Source organism: Gracilibacillus sp. D59 (assembly GCF_052246695.1).
Taxonomy (GTDB): Bacteria; Bacillota; Bacilli; order Bacillales; family Amphibacillaceae; genus Gracilibacillus.
Genome location: NZ_JBQQCK010000015.1, coordinates 88,089 through 105,542 on the forward strand (window position 1 = coordinate 88,089; position 17,454 = coordinate 105,542).

Annotated in this window: 17 protein-coding genes; 3 read left to right on the forward strand and 14 right to left on the reverse strand. The window is 37.0% G+C overall.

Annotated features, from left to right (window positions below):
* Positions 1–107 precede the first annotated feature (107 nt).
* Positions 108–332, forward strand: coding sequence for a hypothetical protein (locus ACTWP4_RS19930; protein ID WP_443130546.1), 225 nt, complete (start codon positions 108–110; stop codon positions 330–332).
* A gap of 180 nt (positions 333–512) precedes the next feature.
* Positions 513–1,892 carry an alanine/glycine:cation symporter family protein gene (locus ACTWP4_RS19935; protein ID WP_443130547.1) on the forward strand — a complete coding sequence of 460 codons (1,380 nt, stop codon included), beginning with the start codon at positions 513–515 and terminating at the stop codon, positions 1,890–1,892.
* A gap of 56 nt (positions 1,893–1,948) precedes the next feature.
* On the opposite strand, the gene ACTWP4_RS19940 is transcribed toward ACTWP4_RS19935, so the two are convergent.
* From ACTWP4_RS19940 to ACTWP4_RS19975, 8 genes are all read right to left on the reverse strand, one after another.
* Positions 1,949–4,270 (reverse strand): polyprenyl synthetase family protein, encoded by a 2,322-nt coding sequence (locus ACTWP4_RS19940; RefSeq protein WP_443130548.1) that lies wholly within the window; start codon positions 4,268–4,270, stop codon positions 1,949–1,951.
* 78 nt (positions 4,271–4,348) lie between these two features.
* Entirely contained in the window at positions 4,349–5,215 is an 867-nt protein-coding gene (locus ACTWP4_RS19945) for a phosphotransferase family protein (protein ID WP_443130549.1), read from the reverse strand.
* The gene (locus ACTWP4_RS19950) at positions 5,212–6,732 is read right to left on the reverse strand and encodes a glycoside hydrolase family 43 protein (RefSeq protein WP_443130550.1); all 1,521 of its coding nucleotides are present in this window, start codon (positions 6,730–6,732) and stop codon (positions 5,212–5,214) included. Before ACTWP4_RS19950 ends, ACTWP4_RS19945 begins: the two co-directional genes overlap by 4 nt.
* Before the next feature lie 426 nt (positions 6,733–7,158).
* Positions 7,159–8,622: a protein adenylyltransferase SelO gene (locus tag ACTWP4_RS19955; RefSeq protein ID WP_443130551.1), complete on the reverse strand. Its 1,464-nt coding sequence runs from the start codon at positions 8,620–8,622 to the stop codon at positions 7,159–7,161.
* Positions 8,623–8,722: 100 nt separating this feature from the next.
* A complete protein-coding gene (locus tag ACTWP4_RS19960) occupies positions 8,723–9,385 on the reverse strand; it encodes a TetR/AcrR family transcriptional regulator (protein WP_443130552.1) in 663 nt (220 codons plus the stop codon).
* Positions 9,386–9,418: 33 nt separating this feature from the next.
* Positions 9,419–10,444: an ABC transporter permease gene (locus ACTWP4_RS19965; RefSeq protein WP_443130553.1), complete on the reverse strand. Its 1,026-nt coding sequence runs from the start codon at positions 10,442–10,444 to the stop codon at positions 9,419–9,421.
* The gene (locus ACTWP4_RS19970; RefSeq protein ID WP_443130554.1) at positions 10,441–11,163 is read right to left on the reverse strand and encodes an ABC transporter ATP-binding protein; all 723 of its coding nucleotides are present in this window, start codon (positions 11,161–11,163) and stop codon (positions 10,441–10,443) included. The genes ACTWP4_RS19965 and ACTWP4_RS19970 overlap by 4 nt, the downstream gene beginning before the upstream one ends.
* Positions 11,164–11,328: 165 nt before the next feature.
* The gene (locus ACTWP4_RS19975; RefSeq protein ID WP_443130555.1) at positions 11,329–12,171 is read right to left on the reverse strand and encodes a LysR family transcriptional regulator; all 843 of its coding nucleotides are present in this window, start codon (positions 12,169–12,171) and stop codon (positions 11,329–11,331) included.
* 121 nt (positions 12,172–12,292) lie between these two features.
* Between ACTWP4_RS19975 and ACTWP4_RS19980 the strand changes: the two genes are divergently transcribed.
* Positions 12,293–12,871 carry an NAD(P)H oxidoreductase gene (locus ACTWP4_RS19980; RefSeq protein ID WP_443130556.1) on the forward strand — a complete coding sequence of 193 codons (579 nt, stop codon included), beginning with the start codon at positions 12,293–12,295 and terminating at the stop codon, positions 12,869–12,871.
* A gap of 143 nt (positions 12,872–13,014) precedes the next feature.
* Here ACTWP4_RS19980 and ACTWP4_RS19985 read toward each other — a convergent pair whose 3' ends face one another.
* The 6 genes from ACTWP4_RS19985 to ACTWP4_RS20010 form a co-directional block, all read right to left on the reverse strand.
* Positions 13,015–13,674, reverse strand: coding sequence for a hypothetical protein (locus ACTWP4_RS19985; protein WP_443130557.1), 660 nt, complete (start codon positions 13,672–13,674; stop codon positions 13,015–13,017).
* A 203-nt stretch (positions 13,675–13,877) separates the two neighbouring features.
* On the reverse strand, positions 13,878–14,222 hold the full coding sequence (locus ACTWP4_RS19990) for an ASCH domain-containing protein (RefSeq protein ID WP_443130558.1): 345 nt from the start codon (positions 14,220–14,222) through the stop codon (positions 13,878–13,880).
* 128 nt (positions 14,223–14,350) lie between these two features.
* Positions 14,351–15,094: an ABC transporter permease gene (locus tag ACTWP4_RS19995; RefSeq protein WP_443130559.1), complete on the reverse strand. Its 744-nt coding sequence runs from the start codon at positions 15,092–15,094 to the stop codon at positions 14,351–14,353.
* Between the two features lie 13 nt (positions 15,095–15,107).
* A complete protein-coding gene (locus ACTWP4_RS20000) occupies positions 15,108–16,022 on the reverse strand; it encodes an ABC transporter ATP-binding protein (RefSeq protein ID WP_443130560.1) in 915 nt (304 codons plus the stop codon).
* 18 nt (positions 16,023–16,040) lie between these two features.
* A complete protein-coding gene (locus tag ACTWP4_RS20005) occupies positions 16,041–16,451 on the reverse strand; it encodes a DUF3021 domain-containing protein (RefSeq protein WP_443130561.1) in 411 nt (136 codons plus the stop codon).
* Entirely contained in the window at positions 16,441–16,902 is a 462-nt protein-coding gene (locus ACTWP4_RS20010) for a LytTR family DNA-binding domain-containing protein (RefSeq protein ID WP_443130562.1), read from the reverse strand. The genes ACTWP4_RS20005 and ACTWP4_RS20010 overlap by 11 nt, the downstream gene beginning before the upstream one ends.
* Positions 16,903–17,454 lie beyond the last annotated feature (552 nt).

A 17,454-nucleotide genomic window follows, 5' to 3' on the forward strand; every position in this document is an offset into this window, starting at 1 on the left:
TAATTTATCTTTACTATAACATATTTCTATGTAAATAAAAATGATTCTTCTGTGTATAATACCGTTACAAATAGATAAAGTTAAGAAAAAAGACAGGTGATGTTTATATGATTATAGGCTTAGCGGTTATCAGTTTCATTATTGCGCTTATTTCGCTCCTCTACACAGTAAAGGTTGGTAAAGTTGTTGATCAGCAAAAAGGGGAACATGATACAGATACAAAAGCTACAGCGAAACACCCAATACTTTTCAATCCAATTTTTTTAACATATATTTTTGGTTTTGGAGGGTTAATTCTTTTTATTTTTTATCTCAGTTCAAAATATTATTAAAGTACTGGGAATTTAAGAAAGTGTACAAACGTTTCATTTAAAATGGAGCGTTTTGTATACTTTTTTTATTGTGTTAAATTATTTGTTGTGAAAAACTTTCCCTATTCTATTGACATTCTCTCGTAATTATTGGAATAATTCTAATAATAAGCTTTTCACAAAATAAAGGAGGGAAGTGTAATGGATTTTTTGTTGGAGTGGTTAAAAGTAATTAACGATGAAGGTGCCGAGCTACTTGGTGAAATTGGTGGCTGGGTATGGGGACCTCCTCTTCTCATTCTACTGGTTGGAACAGGTTTATATTTAACCTTCCGTTTATTTTTCCTGCAATTTAAACTGTTGCCTTATGCCTTAAAGCTATCCTTCAGTAAAAATCAGGATAAAACATCCAAAGGGGATATTAGTCATTATGAAGCATTAACAACAGCGATGGCAGCAACCATTGGTACCGGTAATATTGCTGGTGTGGCAACAGCAGTTGTTTGGGGTGGTCCTGGTGCTGTCTTTTGGATGTGGATTACCGCTTTAGTCGGGATGGCTACCAAATATGCAGAAGCATTGTTAGCCGTCAAATTCCGTGTTGAAAATGAAAACGGCGAAATGTCCGGCGGTCCGATGTACTATCTAGAACGAGGGCTTAAAAACAAAACAATCGGTAAATTTTTAGGTGTATTATTTGCGATATTTGCTTCAATTGCTGCATTCGGTATTGGTAATATGGTGCAGTCTAATACGGCAGCTGCTTCTTTAGAGGAATCTTTTTCTATTAGTCCATTTATTACTGGTATTGTTTTTGCTGTATTAGCCGCTTTAGTTATCATTGGCGGAATTAAAAGTATCGGTAAAGTAACTGCCTTCTTTGTTCCGGTGATGGGTGCATTTTATATTTTAGGCGGACTTATTCTCATTGTATTAAATTTTGATTTAGTCCCTGGCGCGATTGCATTTATTTTCAAGGATGCTTTTACTGGTAATGCTATTAGCGGTGGTTTACTTGGTACAGTAATCCGCTATGGGGTTGCACGCGGTGTATTCTCCAATGAAGCTGGTTTAGGTTCTGCACCAATTGCCGCAGCTGCTGCCCGAACAGATTATCCTGCTAGACAAGCATTGGTTTCTATGACACAAGTTTTCTTTGATACTATTATTGTTTGTTCGATTACCGGTATTACGATTGTAATGGCAGGACAATGGGATGGCGGATTGGATGGATCAGCATTAACAAGTGCTTCCTTTTCTCAATTTCTAGGGTCAACAGGCTCATATATCGTCACTTTTGGTATATTATTCTTTACCTTTTCGACCATTCTCGGTTGGTCCTATTACGGTGAGAAATCTGTCCATTACCTGCTGGGTGCCAAAGGTGTCAAAGTCTATCGCTACGTTTTCATCGCCTTTGTCTTTATCGGTGCAGTTGTATCACTAGATGTAGTATTCAACTTCTCTGATGTCATGAACGGCTTAATGGCCTTTCCAAACTTAATTGGTCTGCTGGCGCTATCTGGCATTGTTGTGGCAGAAACCAATAAATTCCTAAAAATAAAACGAGAAGAAAAATAATAGGACATTCACCCTGTTCCCATTTTTGGTCAGGGAACAGGGGAATGTCCCGTTTTTTATTTATCTCGTTGTATAATATAATCCATGAGTTGTTGGAAAAATGGGATGTTGTGTGGCAGTTTTTCTAATGCTTCTACTGCATCACAATAGTGCTTCCACATTTCTTTTCTTGCCTGTTCTTCACCTAAAACTGTTACAAAAGTAGAACTGTTATTTTCACTATCGATGCCTGCTTGTTTACCTAATACAGATGAATCCCCTTCAAGGTCTAACAAGTCATCTTTTATTTGAAAAGCAATTCCGGCATGATAGGTAAACTGCCTGATCACTTCTGTTACTTCTGCTCGTGCACCCGCAACAATAGCTGGCATCATCAATGCTGCTTCAAAACCAATTCCTGTTTTGTAGAGACATAATTCGTTTAGTTCCTCAACAGATAATTCTTTCCCTTTGGCTTCGAGATCCATAATCTGTCCCGTGCACATATCCTGTGTTATACGTGTCGAATAGGATATTAAGTCTAAGATCTTGTCCGCATCATATCTTCGTAATTTTGTCTGTTCTTGAACCGCTTTTTGTGTCATCCATAAGGCAGTTAATTCCGCCACAGCGCTATTATACTTTTCATGTAAAGTAGGTCTTCCCCTCCGAATTGAAGCATTATCCTGTGAAGGCAGATCATCGAAAATTAATGAGGCTGTATGCATATACTCAATTGCCTTCAATAATGGAATAACATCCTTACCTGCCAAGCCAAATCCTTCTGTCGCCATTATCCAAGTCATAATTGGTCTTAATCGTTTGGCATCTCCCATTAAACTATAATTAGCTGCATCGATAATAGCATAATTCCCAATATCGTCCTGATCTGATTTTTTAATGATTAACATTTGGTTAATCGCAGATCGCGCACCTTCTATTGTTTTTCGGAATTTCACCTTCTCTACTTCCTGTTGCTGTAGTGTTTCAATCATTTTGTCCCGAAGTAGCTTGTCAAAAAAAGCAACATTCGTTGTTCGATCTACTACTTTTTGTACAAACGGATCAAAAGTAGGGCTTACAGAAAAAGTTTGCATCAATTTCTTGTATTGCTGCTTACCTAACCGCTTCCGCAATCGTTTCAAGCCGTTTGTAGCACGGTCTAAGATGATCTGGCGAGTTTTCTCATCACCTTTATATACGTTATCAATTAAATAAGAAATAACAGACCAATACATCGCAAATGGATTAATCAAATCCGGTCGCTGATCATGATATTTAAGAAAATAAGTATATGGCGTTACACTATCAGTCAATAAGTCCTGCTCCAAATCAGCCAAGTCATCTGCTAACTGATTGTATATCCCATAATAAAACATATGCTCCTCAACCTGTTCATTGGCTGAAAATGATCGAAAGGACCGAACGATCATTCTTGATGAAGATGATTTCAAAATAATAGGGATATACAATTCCTCGTTTGTATAATTAGGGTTTTCTAAGCTCTTATTCCGATCTATTTCCTGCGCATGAAAAAATAAATAGGCATTTTGGTAAAAATTATCTAGATTGTCTGGATGTTGATTGTCCTCCAAATAGATAAAAGCATCTGTTAATTCCCGATAGATTGGTTCCACAATCTCCCGTTTATCGCCATCCCACCCTGAAAAAGGAGTAACCTCTCCAGTCCGTAAAGTATGGCGAATAAGTGCCGCAAACTGACTTTTTTCTAAAATAGAAAGTACTGTGGCATCCAATAAATCGTCTATAAAAGGGTAAGTAAGCCCATAACAATAACCAATCCGGACCGCTTTGTCCAAGCGTTGGGACCTCACTTCCTTTGACGTCTCTTCTTGTAATTCTTCTATTTCATGCATCAGTACGCCTGCTATTATTTTGATCAATTTACGCTGCGCATTCACTTTGTCCAGCCCTTTAGGAATAAGCGAGGACACATGCTTTAATTTCTTCATTAACCAAAAGAAGGTCGATTCTAAAGATTCCTTCTCTGCCAGACGATAGAGTTTCACCAAACTGAACAATTCCCGGCCTGAATTGTGATGCAAATAGTTTTTGACATCCTCGGTTACAGAAGCGATTCTTTGCTGCATCATTGGTGAAGCGATGTCCCTACCTAAATCACGCATGTAAATATAAGAAATACTTCTATGTAAATAATTGTCTAGCATTCCTTTTTGAGCTAGCTGTTGTAGGAATTGCTGATCTTGCGTTAATGCTATATGATCATAATTCAAAAAGGATGATTTTTTCAGTCGCTGGTATGCTTGGATATTTTCTTTTAGTTTTGCAGTAAACTGCGGCTCATTTAACTGGTTCACTAATTCTTGAAAATAAGTGTGTGCTTTCTTTTCAGCTGTTTGATATTGTTGATCCACCATATCCGTCCATTCTCCAAAATATTTGTTTTATTTTAGTATAACATTTTATTGACAAAATAGACGAAACATGTACATCCGTTATTTTCCATACCAGCTTGGGATCACTTTAGTAAAATGATCATGGTCTTCAAGGACACGCAAAGAATAATGATATAGCAAATCAGTTTGTGCTGAACTTATCTTTTTTCCCCATACAAGCGCAGATACCACATGCATAGCACTATATAAGGTGTACAACTCCCAAGATTCTTGAGTTGGCTGATCCCTGCAATATCCGTCAATAATTCCATTTGTAAAAGGTATACTTACTTGCACAGAGAAAAAACCCAGTTTTTGCAAATCATGGACAGGATCTCCCCAGTCCATTCTTTCAAAGTCAATAATACCCGAAAATTTCTTTTGATTAATTAACAAATTGGATGGATGAAAGTCATCATGCTGAAACTTATTTGGCCGATTTTTCATAATATGTTCATTACGTTTAATGTATCGTTGTAATAACGAACATAAATCTTTGTTCAAATCAAGATGTTTTAAATTATTTAAATAGTTATCATTTTTTTCTTTTTTTACTTGATACCACGGCGGGTAGTCTTGGGCGGCATCTAAATGATGTAATTTTCTTAGCTCGTGCCCAGCTGACAAACCTGCGTTATATTGTTGCTGCTCTGTTAGATTTTGCAGTACAGCTTCTCCATCTTCACCTGGAAGGTAAGTAAGTATCATATATTCCTTGCCGAATTCTATTGGTTTAGGTACAAAATCAGAAATTTCTGCTAGCTCCTTTAACGTTTCAAATTCTACTTTTCTTTTATCAATCTCTTCGACAGGAAATATTCGTAAAAGGTATTTATAATCTAGAATATATTTTTGATCCCTGGAAAATCCTTTTTCAATTTTCTTTATGACTTCAGCTGCATTCACCATCGGAATGGACTCAATCATCTCAAGTGGCGTCCTCTATCATATTGGAAATAATCAATATCAACATATCCTCCTGTATCTCTAGTAGCATAATTAAATAGACCAATTCTGTAACCCATAAAGTGATCTAATGTATATTTCATTTGGAGCGTTTCACCAATTGGATGCCAGTAGTGCCCGTCAACCGAATAATGGAAGGTTGCCTCATCAACACTATCATCAAAATCAAAGACAATCTTCAAGTGAATCTGCTTATTGGAAAAAGTTTTTTCCTCCACTACTTTTTCTTGTCCCTTGCCATCGTTTATTGTCATTGCGACCGCATATTCACCATTTTCTTTTCGTTTGATGCCAACGGTACCGAAATTACTTTGAAGCGCAATTAGTCCTGCAACATCTCCAGCTTTCATATTTGATCCATCTAGTAAAACCGTACCACTGCAAACTGGCCCTTCCGTTCGTTGTGTCAATGTATTCGGTGCTGTCAAAACACTCTTTATCAGTTGTCCGGTTGTTAGTCGTAAATATCCTGGTCTTTCCGTGACCGACCATAAGGGCTGATCCGGATTGTGATTCCATTGCCAATTTAAAGCTAATTTATTTTTTTCGTAATCAAAATCGTCACTGATCACTAAAGGCTTCGCTTCGTCATCTGGAAGATTAATTTCAAGTTGTTCAGGTGCTTTTCCTTCGATTCCAACCATCGGCCAGCCATTTTCCCATTGGACAGGCAGGATATATGGAATTCTCCCAACAGCATCATGATCTTGAAACAGCATCGCATACCATTCGTTATCCGGTGTATCAAAAATAGCACCTTGGGCGATCCCTTTATTTCGATAACCCATATCATCATCGAGAATAACCTTGCGCTCATACTCTCCCAATAATTCTGATGAGCGATAGCAAACCTGTCTTCTTCTTTGATTGCCATCAGTTGGCCATTCAATAAAAAGTAAATAATAGTCGCCATTTAATTTATAAGCATGGCAACCTTCACATCTTAGTCCAATATTTTTCTTTGGCGTTTCCAATAATAATTGATCAATACCGCCTGGTTCTACCGCCGTTACATCCGCTGTTAATTCCGTAATGCGAATGTCACCGCAGCCATAAATAACAAACACCCTGTCATCATCAAACAGTAACGCAGGGTCATGATAAATCCCTTCAATCACTGAGCGTGACCATGGACCTTTTTCAATATCTTTTGTTTGATAAACATAAAATTGATTCATATCATTACTTGAAAAGCAAAGATAATAAGTATGATTGTGATAACGTAAACTCGTCGCCCACTGTCCTTGGCCATATATACCTTCGCCATCTAGCAGTTGATGTGCCTGATTATTTTCTAACGTATCGTACACATAGGAGACAATCTCCCAATCTCTTAAGTTATGCGATTTCATAATTGGACAGCCCGGCATCGAATGCATACTGGTACTTACCATATAGAAAGCAGATCCAACCCTGATCACATCAACATCGGGCACATCAGACCAAAAAATAGGATTCTTCAAAATTATACTGTTCATTACTTTGTCCTCCTCATACACTTAATATTTAAAGTACTCTCGTTCATATAAACAGTGGGGGTTTTATGGATGATTAACACCGTGATAATTTATTATTTCAAAAATGCTTCCATTAATCAAATAGGAAGATGATTACGTTTTCGTAACAGTAGCACTATATCGAGGATAAGAGAAAATCTGATGATAAAATGGATTCTATTCGACGGGCGGATGCAATTTTCATGTCGGATCGTCGATTAGATGAGCTCTATTCGACCTGGTGATGTCTTTTTCGTGTCGGCACGTCGATTAGAATGGTTTTATTCGACAGAGGGAGCCGAATTTCAAGCTATAATCGTCGATTAAGTGGACTCTAACGGTTAGTTAAATATTTGGCTCCATAAGAAAGACTGCCCATAGTTATGGGACAGTCCTGATTTGCTCATATTAAGTTCCACAGAATGTCTGGTATGGTTCATCCGGTTTCGGTGGTAAAATAGCATATTCTTCTTGTTCTTCCGAGTAGGCATAAGGATTCGATAAAGCAGCTAATAATTTTTCCATTACACTGTAATCATTTTCACTAACTGCTTTTTCTAAAGCTTCTTCGACAAGGTAATTTCTTGGGATAATAGATGGATTATTTGTTTTCATTAATTGTTGTGCCTGATCAGTCGTTTCACTTTGTCTTGATAATCGCGCTTGCCATTTTTCGTACCACTGTTTAAATGCGTTCGCTTGGAAAAGTCTCACCTTTTCATCAAACTGGCCTAATGTTAGCGAACGGAATGTATTCGTAAAATCTGCCTGATGTTGTTCCATCAAATCTAACAATCGATGAACAAGACCGTCGTCTTCCTCTTCCTCACCAAACAAACCTAATTTCTTTCTCATTCCTGATAACCAGTATTGATCATATAAATGCAAGTATTCTTGAATGGCTTCCTTAGCTGATTCCAATGCTTTTTCTTCATCATCATCAATTAATAATAAGATCGCTTCTGCAAAACGAGATAAATCCCAACCACCAATATCCGGCTGGTTTCCGTAAGCATAACGTCCTCGAACATCAATCGAACTAAATACCGTTCTTTTATCATACGTATCCATAAAAGCACATGGACCATAATCGATCGTTTCACCACTAATTGTCACATTGTCCGTATTCATCACACCATGAATAAAACCGACTAATTGCCATTTCGCAATCAACGCAGCCTGCTTCCTGATCACTTCTTTTAGAAAAGATATATATTTATTATCATCGGTTTTGAGTTCCGGGTAGTGACGGTCAATTGCGTAATCAGCTAACTTCTGAAGATCATCTTTCTCTCCCCATTGTCGCGCATATTGAAATGTCCCGACACGAAGGTGGCTGTTTGCTACTCTCGTTAAAACAGCACCAGGAAAGACAACTTCACGTTCGACAGACTCTCCCGTTGTTACTACCGCTAAGCTCCTGTTTGTCGGGATCTTCAATCCATACATTGCCTCACTTATCAAATACTCACGAAGCATCGGTCCTAAAGCCGCTCGACCATCTCCTCCACGGGAATATGGTGTCTTTCCTGAACCTTTTAACTGAATATCAACTCTTCGGCCAGTAGGGGTAATATGTTCACCAAGTAAAACCGCTCGACCATCACCAAGCATGGTAAAATGACCAAATTGATGGCCAGCATATGCTTGTGCAATTGGAAGCCCAGCTTCAGGTAGTCGATTTCCAGAAAAAATATCTGCACTATCTTCCAAGTTCGAAGCATCCAAACCAAGCTCTGTTGCTAAAGCATGATTAAACATCACGACTTCCGGATCTTCTACTGGTGTCGGCTGGACACGAGAATAAAAGATGCCTGGTAAACGTTGATAACTATTATCTAAATTCCAACCTTCATTCGTTGTTACCGTCATACTATCTCCTTTCATGAGACAAAAAATGCTAGACCTATCATAACACAAGTAGTTCTTGTAATAATATTAGTTGCATTCTCTTTTCTTATTCATTCCAAGTTTAAGACAACCCTTTAATCCCATTTCTGATAAATTGAATGGTATACTCTATTTCTTTTTCATCATCCCAATCATAATTCGGTACAATAATGAAACGAGTTAATAAAAAGCCTAAAACCGTACTAATGGTTAAACGGAAGATTGTTTCTATTGGAATAGATTCTAATTGGTCCTTTGTTAAAAATTGCTTCATTAAGTTTCGATACTTTGGTGCAATCTTTTCCACATATATTTCTTTAAAGGTTTCTTGAATTTCGGTATGATAAAACATTTCTTGAAGTAATATTTTCAGTAAGGCTGTATTTTTTCGGACAAATTCATATCGATTATGAATCAATTTACGAAGAAACTGATCCATTTCTTCATACTCTTCTTCATCAAAAATTTCATTAAGAAATTGCTCCGCCAAAAATGGAACAGCAAATTTTGAAATAACTGGTAATACAATCGAGATAAGCAAATCTTTTTTCGTTTTATAATGGCGAAAAATCGTCCCTTCAGCTACACCAGCTCTTTTAGCTATTTCGCTAGTGGAAGCAGCAGAAAAACCTTTTTCCGAAAAAATTTCAATGGCGGCTTGCACGATTTTTGCCTGTTTTGGTGTAAATTCTTTTTCTGATACGTCTAATAATTCTTGTAGTAGTTCATTATCAAGCTGTCCCATTGTTCTCACCTCTACCTTTTTCTTCTACTACAGTTATAACCTACGATGCTTCTTTAATGCAAAGATATTAAGAACAACAAATACCGTCGCAAAACCAATAATGATTAGTACATCTTGCCATACATCCCAAATGTCCAATCCTTTGATCATAATTGCTTGCATTGCATTCGCTCCATAGGTTAATGGCATTAATTTACTGAGAAGCTGTAACCACTCAGCCAAAGACTCTATTGGAAAAATTCCTGAAAAGAAGACTTGTGGAATGATTACTAAAGGAATAAACTGCATCATTTGAAATTCATTATTTGCATAGGACGATAGTAATGTCGCTAGACTCAACGCTGTAATGGCTAATAAGAAGGTGACAAGTAAAAGCTGCCAAAAGTCTCCTGCCATCCAAATATCTAGTACAAACACAGAATAACTGACAATGATAAGTGCCTGAAGAATCGTAAAGATCCCAAACCCAATTAGATAACCTAAAACAATTTCCCACCGTTTAATAGGCGTAGATAGTAATTTTTCCAGGGTCCCTTGAGTGCGTTCTCTTAAAAAGGAAATACCACCGATAATAAATACAAAAAAGAAGATGAAAAAGCCGATTAGTACAGAACCAACCTGATCAAATAGGTTAAGCTGGTCAGATCCGTAATAGTATTCGATGACAGGCTCTGCATTTGAACTAGCATTCATTGACTGCATTGCTTCCTGTATCGTTCTTAATGTAGCACTATTGGCGGTTGCATCACTACCTTCTAACAGGATAAATACCTGATTTTCCTTAATGGTTAAAAATGCATCGATACTACTTTCCTGCAACTGTTCCTTAGCTTCTTCTTCAGACATTTCCTTAAGATCCTTGTCAAATTCCTCTTGTAATACCTCTTCCATAGGTGCTGGTACATCATCAATTGCTACTTCAGGCTCATAGTCATTACCATCCAGCACAAGCCAAATAAGGGTGATTACTAACACAGGTGCTATGACCAATAGAGCTAATGACCGTTTATCGCGCATAAATTGTTGCATAATTCGTTTCACTACTGCCATGACATTCATTGTACACCACCTCCATATGCTAAAAAGGCTTCTTCAATCGTTGTAGCTTTCTGTTCCCTTTTTAGATTATCAGGAGTGTCACAAGCAATGATTGAACCTTCACGTAACATTGCGAGCCGATCGCATTTGTCTGCTTCATCCATTACATGTGTCGTAACAATAATCGTCACTCCGCTTTCTTTTAATTTGTGAAATTCCTCCCAAATCGACTGTCTCAGTAATGGATCGATTCCTACTGTTGGTTCATCCAAAATCAACAAGTCGGGAGAATGCATAAGGGCAGCAGCTAAAGACAACCTTCTTTTCATTCCGCCAGAATAATGACGTACTTCTTTATTTAATTCTTCGGACAGATTAACAATATCAGCGACTTTGTTAATAACTTTCTCTCGCTCTTTCTTTTTCAAACCATATAAGGTTGCAAAAAAAGCTAAATTCTCTTTTGCCGATAACTCATGGTACAAAGCATCTGATTGCGCCATATAACCAATTGATTTCATTAAATTCAGTGTTGGCATCTTTTTTCCCGCTAACAACACTGAACCCTTTTCAGCTTCAATTATACCTGCAACAACTTTCACTAATGTCGTTTTCCCTGCCCCTGAAGGACCTAGCAAGCCGAATATCTCTCCACTTTCTACAGATAAATTAATATCCTTTAATATTCTTTCTTTACCAAATGAAACAGCTATCTCGTTCATTTCAAGTATTTTAGACATCCATGAATTCCTCCCATCCACAAAATGAGTGATTACTCACTTACATTTAAACATGAAAAAATGGAACTGTAAAGTCCCAATTTGGAAGAATTTTGTTTATCTTTCGTGGGGGTGTTGGCAAGACCTACCTCTTGCCAACAGCCTCAGGTTTAAACGTGCGAGCACTTATCTAGTGCTATTTATTACATGAAGAATAGCTTTCATATTCTTCGATAACCATTTATCTTTATGAATAGCTGTATAGATTCCTAACTGACTGATCGTCTGGTTTATTTCCTCTAGTTCTTGGTTAATAAGTTCATCTTTTACTACAAAATAAGGTAGTATCGACACACCTAGACCACACATTACCGATTTTTTGATAGCCTCCAAACTAGGTAATTCTAGTTTAGAAATAACATGATCAGTTTTTTTTATATAATCATCAATAATCGGTCGCCAGCTGCATTGATATTCAGTTACTAGCATCCGCTCGTTCTTATCTTCCTTCCGTTTACTCTTGATATAACATAGCCTTTCTTCGCTTATTTGATTAATTTGCAGTTCACTTACTTGCCAATGGGGCATCTCAACAAGCATAGCAATGTCGATGTCTCCATTTTTTAACTGTGAAGTTAGATTTTCATACTGAAGAGACTTTAACGTTAATTCAACGTTAGGATATATCTGCGTAAATTCCATAATCAATTCCGGAAGCCAATGAACCATTAAAGATTCACTAGCACCAATTGTTAATGATCCTGATGGTTCTTCTCCTTCACTGACGACGGATATCGATTTCGCATAGAGTTCAATAATTTCTATCGCATACGGGTAAAAGTCACGACCTGCTTGCGTTAAGATCGTTCTTCTTCCCAGCCGATCAAAGAGGGGTTTTTCTAATTCTTCTTCTAATTCCTTTATGTGTGCCGTTACAGAGGATTGTGCATAGCCTAATTGGTCTGCAGCTTTTTTAAAACCACCTACCTCCACGATCGTTTTAAATGTAATGAGATGTCTAAGCTCCACGCTTTCTCCCTCCTATTATCATTTTTACTGATTAATTCAATCAAAAACTTCAATTTTACTGATTATTAAAACCACTATATAATGAAATGAAGATAAAAACAACAGACAAAGGAGAGATCATATGAAAATTTTAACGGTAGTGACACACCCCCGCCAAGATTCGTTAACTTTTACAATTGCTAATCGCATGATAAAAGGTCTGCAGGATGCTGGCCATGATGTAGATATTCTCGATTTATACCGCAGTGATTTTGATCCTGTCTTAAAAGAAGCAGATGAACCAGACTGGGGAGCTGATCAACAGCAATTCTCTGCAAGAGTACATCGAGAAATGAAAAGATTGAAACAGTACGACGGTTTAGCGTTTGTCTTTCCATTGTGGTGGTGGAGCATGCCTGCATTGTTAAAAGGATATATTGACAGAGTCTGGAATTATAGCTTTGCCTATGGACCAGGCAGATTACCACATCAACATGTTTTATGGCTAAGCCTGGCAGGAGCACCTATAGAAAGATTTACAAAAAGAAAATATGATCAGATGATGACGCACTATTTTAATGTTGGGTTAGCGGATTATTGTGGGATAGGCTCGTCCAAATTCGAATTATTGTATGAGACCATTAAAGAACAACCTGGACATATGGAACAGTGGCTAAAAAAAGCCTATGAATTGGGGCTTAATTATGGAGAAACATCATGAAGTCTTGCAGTTCAAGGAAGCTATAAACCTTGCACTTAGATGACTTCTAAGGTAACTCAGTAATAACAGCATTGTTTTACAGGTTTTTGTAGACTAATAAGGAACGTCTTCTTCACATGTAGAGGTGGATAAGACGTTTTTGCTTATTGTTCCTTATAAGAAAACGTAATATCGGTTGCAACTAAACTAATCATCAGCACCAACTCCAATGCATTTGTAAAAGCTGTACTTTCGACCTTGATTGGTAGAGCACTACCTATTCCCATTATGATAGCACCTGCAAGCATCCATTTCCAGCTCGTAAAGATATAAAGAAGCAAACCTGTAACAAGAAGGATTAAACTAACAATGATAATCATTAGTACAGATCCAGCTATCTCTCTTATAGGAACATAATGGAGTATACCATATTCCAAAACTGGCTTTAACTCTATTACCGTTACCACTGTAATAATTTCGATAAGTATTAACACAAAGGTACAAGTAAAAGTAATCCAAATTGCTCTAGTTGTACAAAAATAATTTTTACCAGACTTTTGCAACACACCTAAACAGAACAGAATAAGTGTCGGTGTTATAACCGCATGTGTCCAATAACGAAACAGATGGAGATTTTCCAAAAGGGAGCCGGTTCCGATAAATTTTCCAAAAGCGATAATAGCATTGTCAACGATTAAACCAACTATGACTAAGTACAAAAAGAAAGTAAGCCTCATAATATTTTTCTCTCTTCTTTTAACAAACCCCACTATTAGTAAAATAAGATAAGATAGTGTAAAAAATAGATAGAAATAAAAATCCATTACATTCTCTCCTCAACACTTTTCTTTTGATCCTTTATATAATGTCCTTTTCTTTTTATTTAATCATATTCGATCATATTTTTCCGCTACAAATTCACTATAGAGACACTAACCATTTATATGAAAAATTAAACAGAAAAAGACTCCAATTATTTGAAGTCTTTTTAAAAATAAGATTTAGTCTGAACAATTTAGGAAATCCCTTATTCTAAAGCACTGAATTCATGTACCCATACTTCCATTTCAGGCAGCCATGGCATGTTCGGATGAATCGACAGTATGGCTTGTTTATATGCCTCTAAACTTTCGTATCCTTCTCGATTGGCGTCTTCATCCGTTAATTCGCCTAGTTTTTGCTTATACACATTATCAATTCGGAATTTTTTATCTTTTAGTTCCATCATTTCACCGATATCTGCATAGCGGCCATTACGTCTTGTTGCGCTTTTAATACCCTTTAACACTTTATCCACATCAGCTGGAATTGTAACCAAACGGTCAATACTGCAAGTTTTCGGTGGTAATGGCATACTGTTTTCATTTGTCATATATCCAACACCTTACCTTTCCTATCTATTGTATCTTTTACTATCTATTTCTACAATAAGCAGGTACTTGTTTTATGAGTCCATACAAGAAAATATCACAAAATGTTGAACATATGTGAAGCCACTAGTTAACTTCTCGATTGCCGTAAAAAACGAGGATAAGCAAAGAAAGCAATTAAACCTCCAGCAACACCAAACGACAGTAATACCAATATTGGTAACCAAATATCAATGATTTGACCGTTTTCCACTAAAATGAGTTTATAGCCTTCCAATCCCCAATATTGTGGAAAGAACTTAGCTATCGTTTGCATATATTCCGGCATGAGTTCTAATGGCATCCATAACCCACCTAACATTGCACCACCTAAAGCAATAACTTGTGTCAAAGCGATTCCCATATTTTCCGTATTCACTAATAACGACATTGCTAACCCCCAGCTGGTAGATATAAATGCCAGTGTTAGAGATAAAACAACCAAAGCAAGTGGATCGCCTAGAGGTAAGTCATAGACGACAACACCGAATGTTAATAACACGGTAATCTGAATAATAACCACGATCATAAATGGTAGCCATTTACCGATAAGAAACTGATTTAATGGTAAAGGTGTACTTGCTACCCGAGCAACCATTCCGCTATCTCGATCTTTGATAAATGTAATGACCATCGAAATCATGATAAAGAATGAAAACATAACGGTATAACCTGGGACAATCTGTGTAACTAATTGCTTTGGTTCCATATTGTTTACGCCAGAGAATATCGTAATAAAACCGATGATAAAAATAATCGGTAATATAAACGTCCAAAACCAAAGGCCTTTATCCTGAAGCTTCTTTTTTAATTCGACCGTAGTAATCGCCCACATTTCCAATCAACTCCTATCCATTATCCCTTAATTGGGTTCCTGTTAAATTAAAGAAAATATCTTCCAGTCTTGACTGACTTAATTCCAACCGCTCTGGATGAATCCCATTGTTACGGAATTGCTCAATCATTTTGCCCATTGTCAAAAGGGGATCATCACAATTAACCGTAAATCCAGTTTTCTTCTTGATTGTCATCCCATGTGACGACAGTTCTTCTTCGTTGATCCCATCGGCAGAGACAAAAATAGAAGCACTACGATGTTTATCCAATACCTGTTTCATTGTTCCATGTTCGACGAGCTCTCCTTTATCGATAAACCCAACACTATCGCAGAGTTGCTCCACTTCTTCCATATAGTGACTAGAGTACACAACTGTACTTCCTAACTCTTTTAATTCCTCAATAAGCGAAAAAATGGAATGCCGTGATTGGGGATCGATTCCCACAGTAGGTTCATCTAACACAATCAATGAAGGCTCATGAAGTATGGCACAGCCAATATTCAAACGACGTTTCATCCCTCCAGAGAACTCTGTTAATCTATGATTTGCCTTCTCACTTAACCCTATTTGGTCCAAGACTGTTCGGATTCTTTTACGCAAATGTTCACCAGATAAGCCGTACAACTTTCCAAAATACATTAAATTATCCTTAGCTGTTAATAATTCTTCCAGACAGATATCTTGTGGAACATATCCAATAAAGTCCTTTACCGCTGATCGATCTTTTGTTAACGAATGATCAAAAACTTTTATATCTCCATCAAAGCGTTGCAACACACCGACCAATATTTTCATAAAAGTAGATTTACCTGCACCATTTGGGCCAACAAGCCCAAAACAATTACCTTCATTAATTTTAAAATGCAAGTCAGCTAATGCTTGAGTGGAACCATATGATTTACTAACACCTTGCACATCTATCATAACAATGCCTCCTCTAGATTACTTCTTTTTATCTATACAGTTATTCATCGATCTTTCCAATCTTTTAAAATAGAAATACATACTTAACCACATAATAGAATAGGTAACAATAAAAATCCCTAAACCAATTGTTAGCGACATTGGATCAAAAGGAAGCCACCCGACGATAATGATAATCGGGAACAGAATGAACAATGTTAGTGTTAAATGCACAATTGTTTGCTTCAATAAACTCCAATGTTCTAGTTCAAAAATGCCAGAAGCAAAACTATAATAAATACCGATCAGCATGCTCGCAACCCAATGCTTCCAAATTTCTTGTATGGAGGATTCGACGGATAGCATAATCATGAAAGATACTACTGCGAAGGTTATTAGACTACCTACAGCAATACCTATCAAACTTCTTTTAAATCCCTCAGCGATCAAGAGATTCGCCCCCTTCCATAATCTGTGCCTTTAAATCATGAACATATTTTCTGCTCACATATTCCTTACTTCCAGATATAAAATAGACACATAAAGTTCCATTAAAAGATAGTTCAAAGCGGTCGATCTGATTGACATTACCTACAACAGATTTAGAAAAGCGGATAAATCCACATTTCTTAAGCATTTCTTCTACTTCATACAATTTCATTTTTAACTCCATAAACTCTCCATTGATCGCAGCAAATACTTTCCGATCCCTAGCAAACACAAAATCTATTTCTTCTGGTTTTAATAAAATGGATCGATCTTCTTGAACAGCCACAATCCTCTTAGGTTGCTTCTTTTTTAATAATTGAACCAGCTCATCAACTTCATTTGTCCATTCCTTTGCCTGAATCGTCACGTAACAATCATCATATTTTGAGTCAATATCGATTTTAATTTTCATAATTCCTCCCCCAATTGTATTATGCAATACATTTTTATTTTTTTGAGACATCGATACATCAGTTGCAGAAAAAACTAAATGACCGGCAATTTTTTGAGGATGAGATAAAAAACGACTGATTTATACGAATCAGTCGTCTGTTTTTAGTATCTGGTCTCCTATACACTTGTCATTAATAAGTTTGTGAAAGTTGATAGTATTTGGATAGTAAATTATGTATGCACTTCCATAATATCATATTTTCTTAGGCGAATGGAAAGAACATTAGAAAAGCCATTATGATATATATATCGACAGTTTGAACCAACACTCCGGCTGCCCACTCCCCTTTCCATGGGGGTTGCCCTTCAGCTAACTTTTTCGAGTCAGACCTAGCAACTTGGGTTATGAAAGTGCATAAGCTGTGATACCAACATTTATATACCTATCGAGTAGGAGGATAATCATTAATTGATTATCCGACCTCTCACACCACCGTACGTACGGATCCGTATACGGCGGTTCCAACTTATTTAGGCATGCACCTTTCTATAGTGCTGTAGACTAGAGATT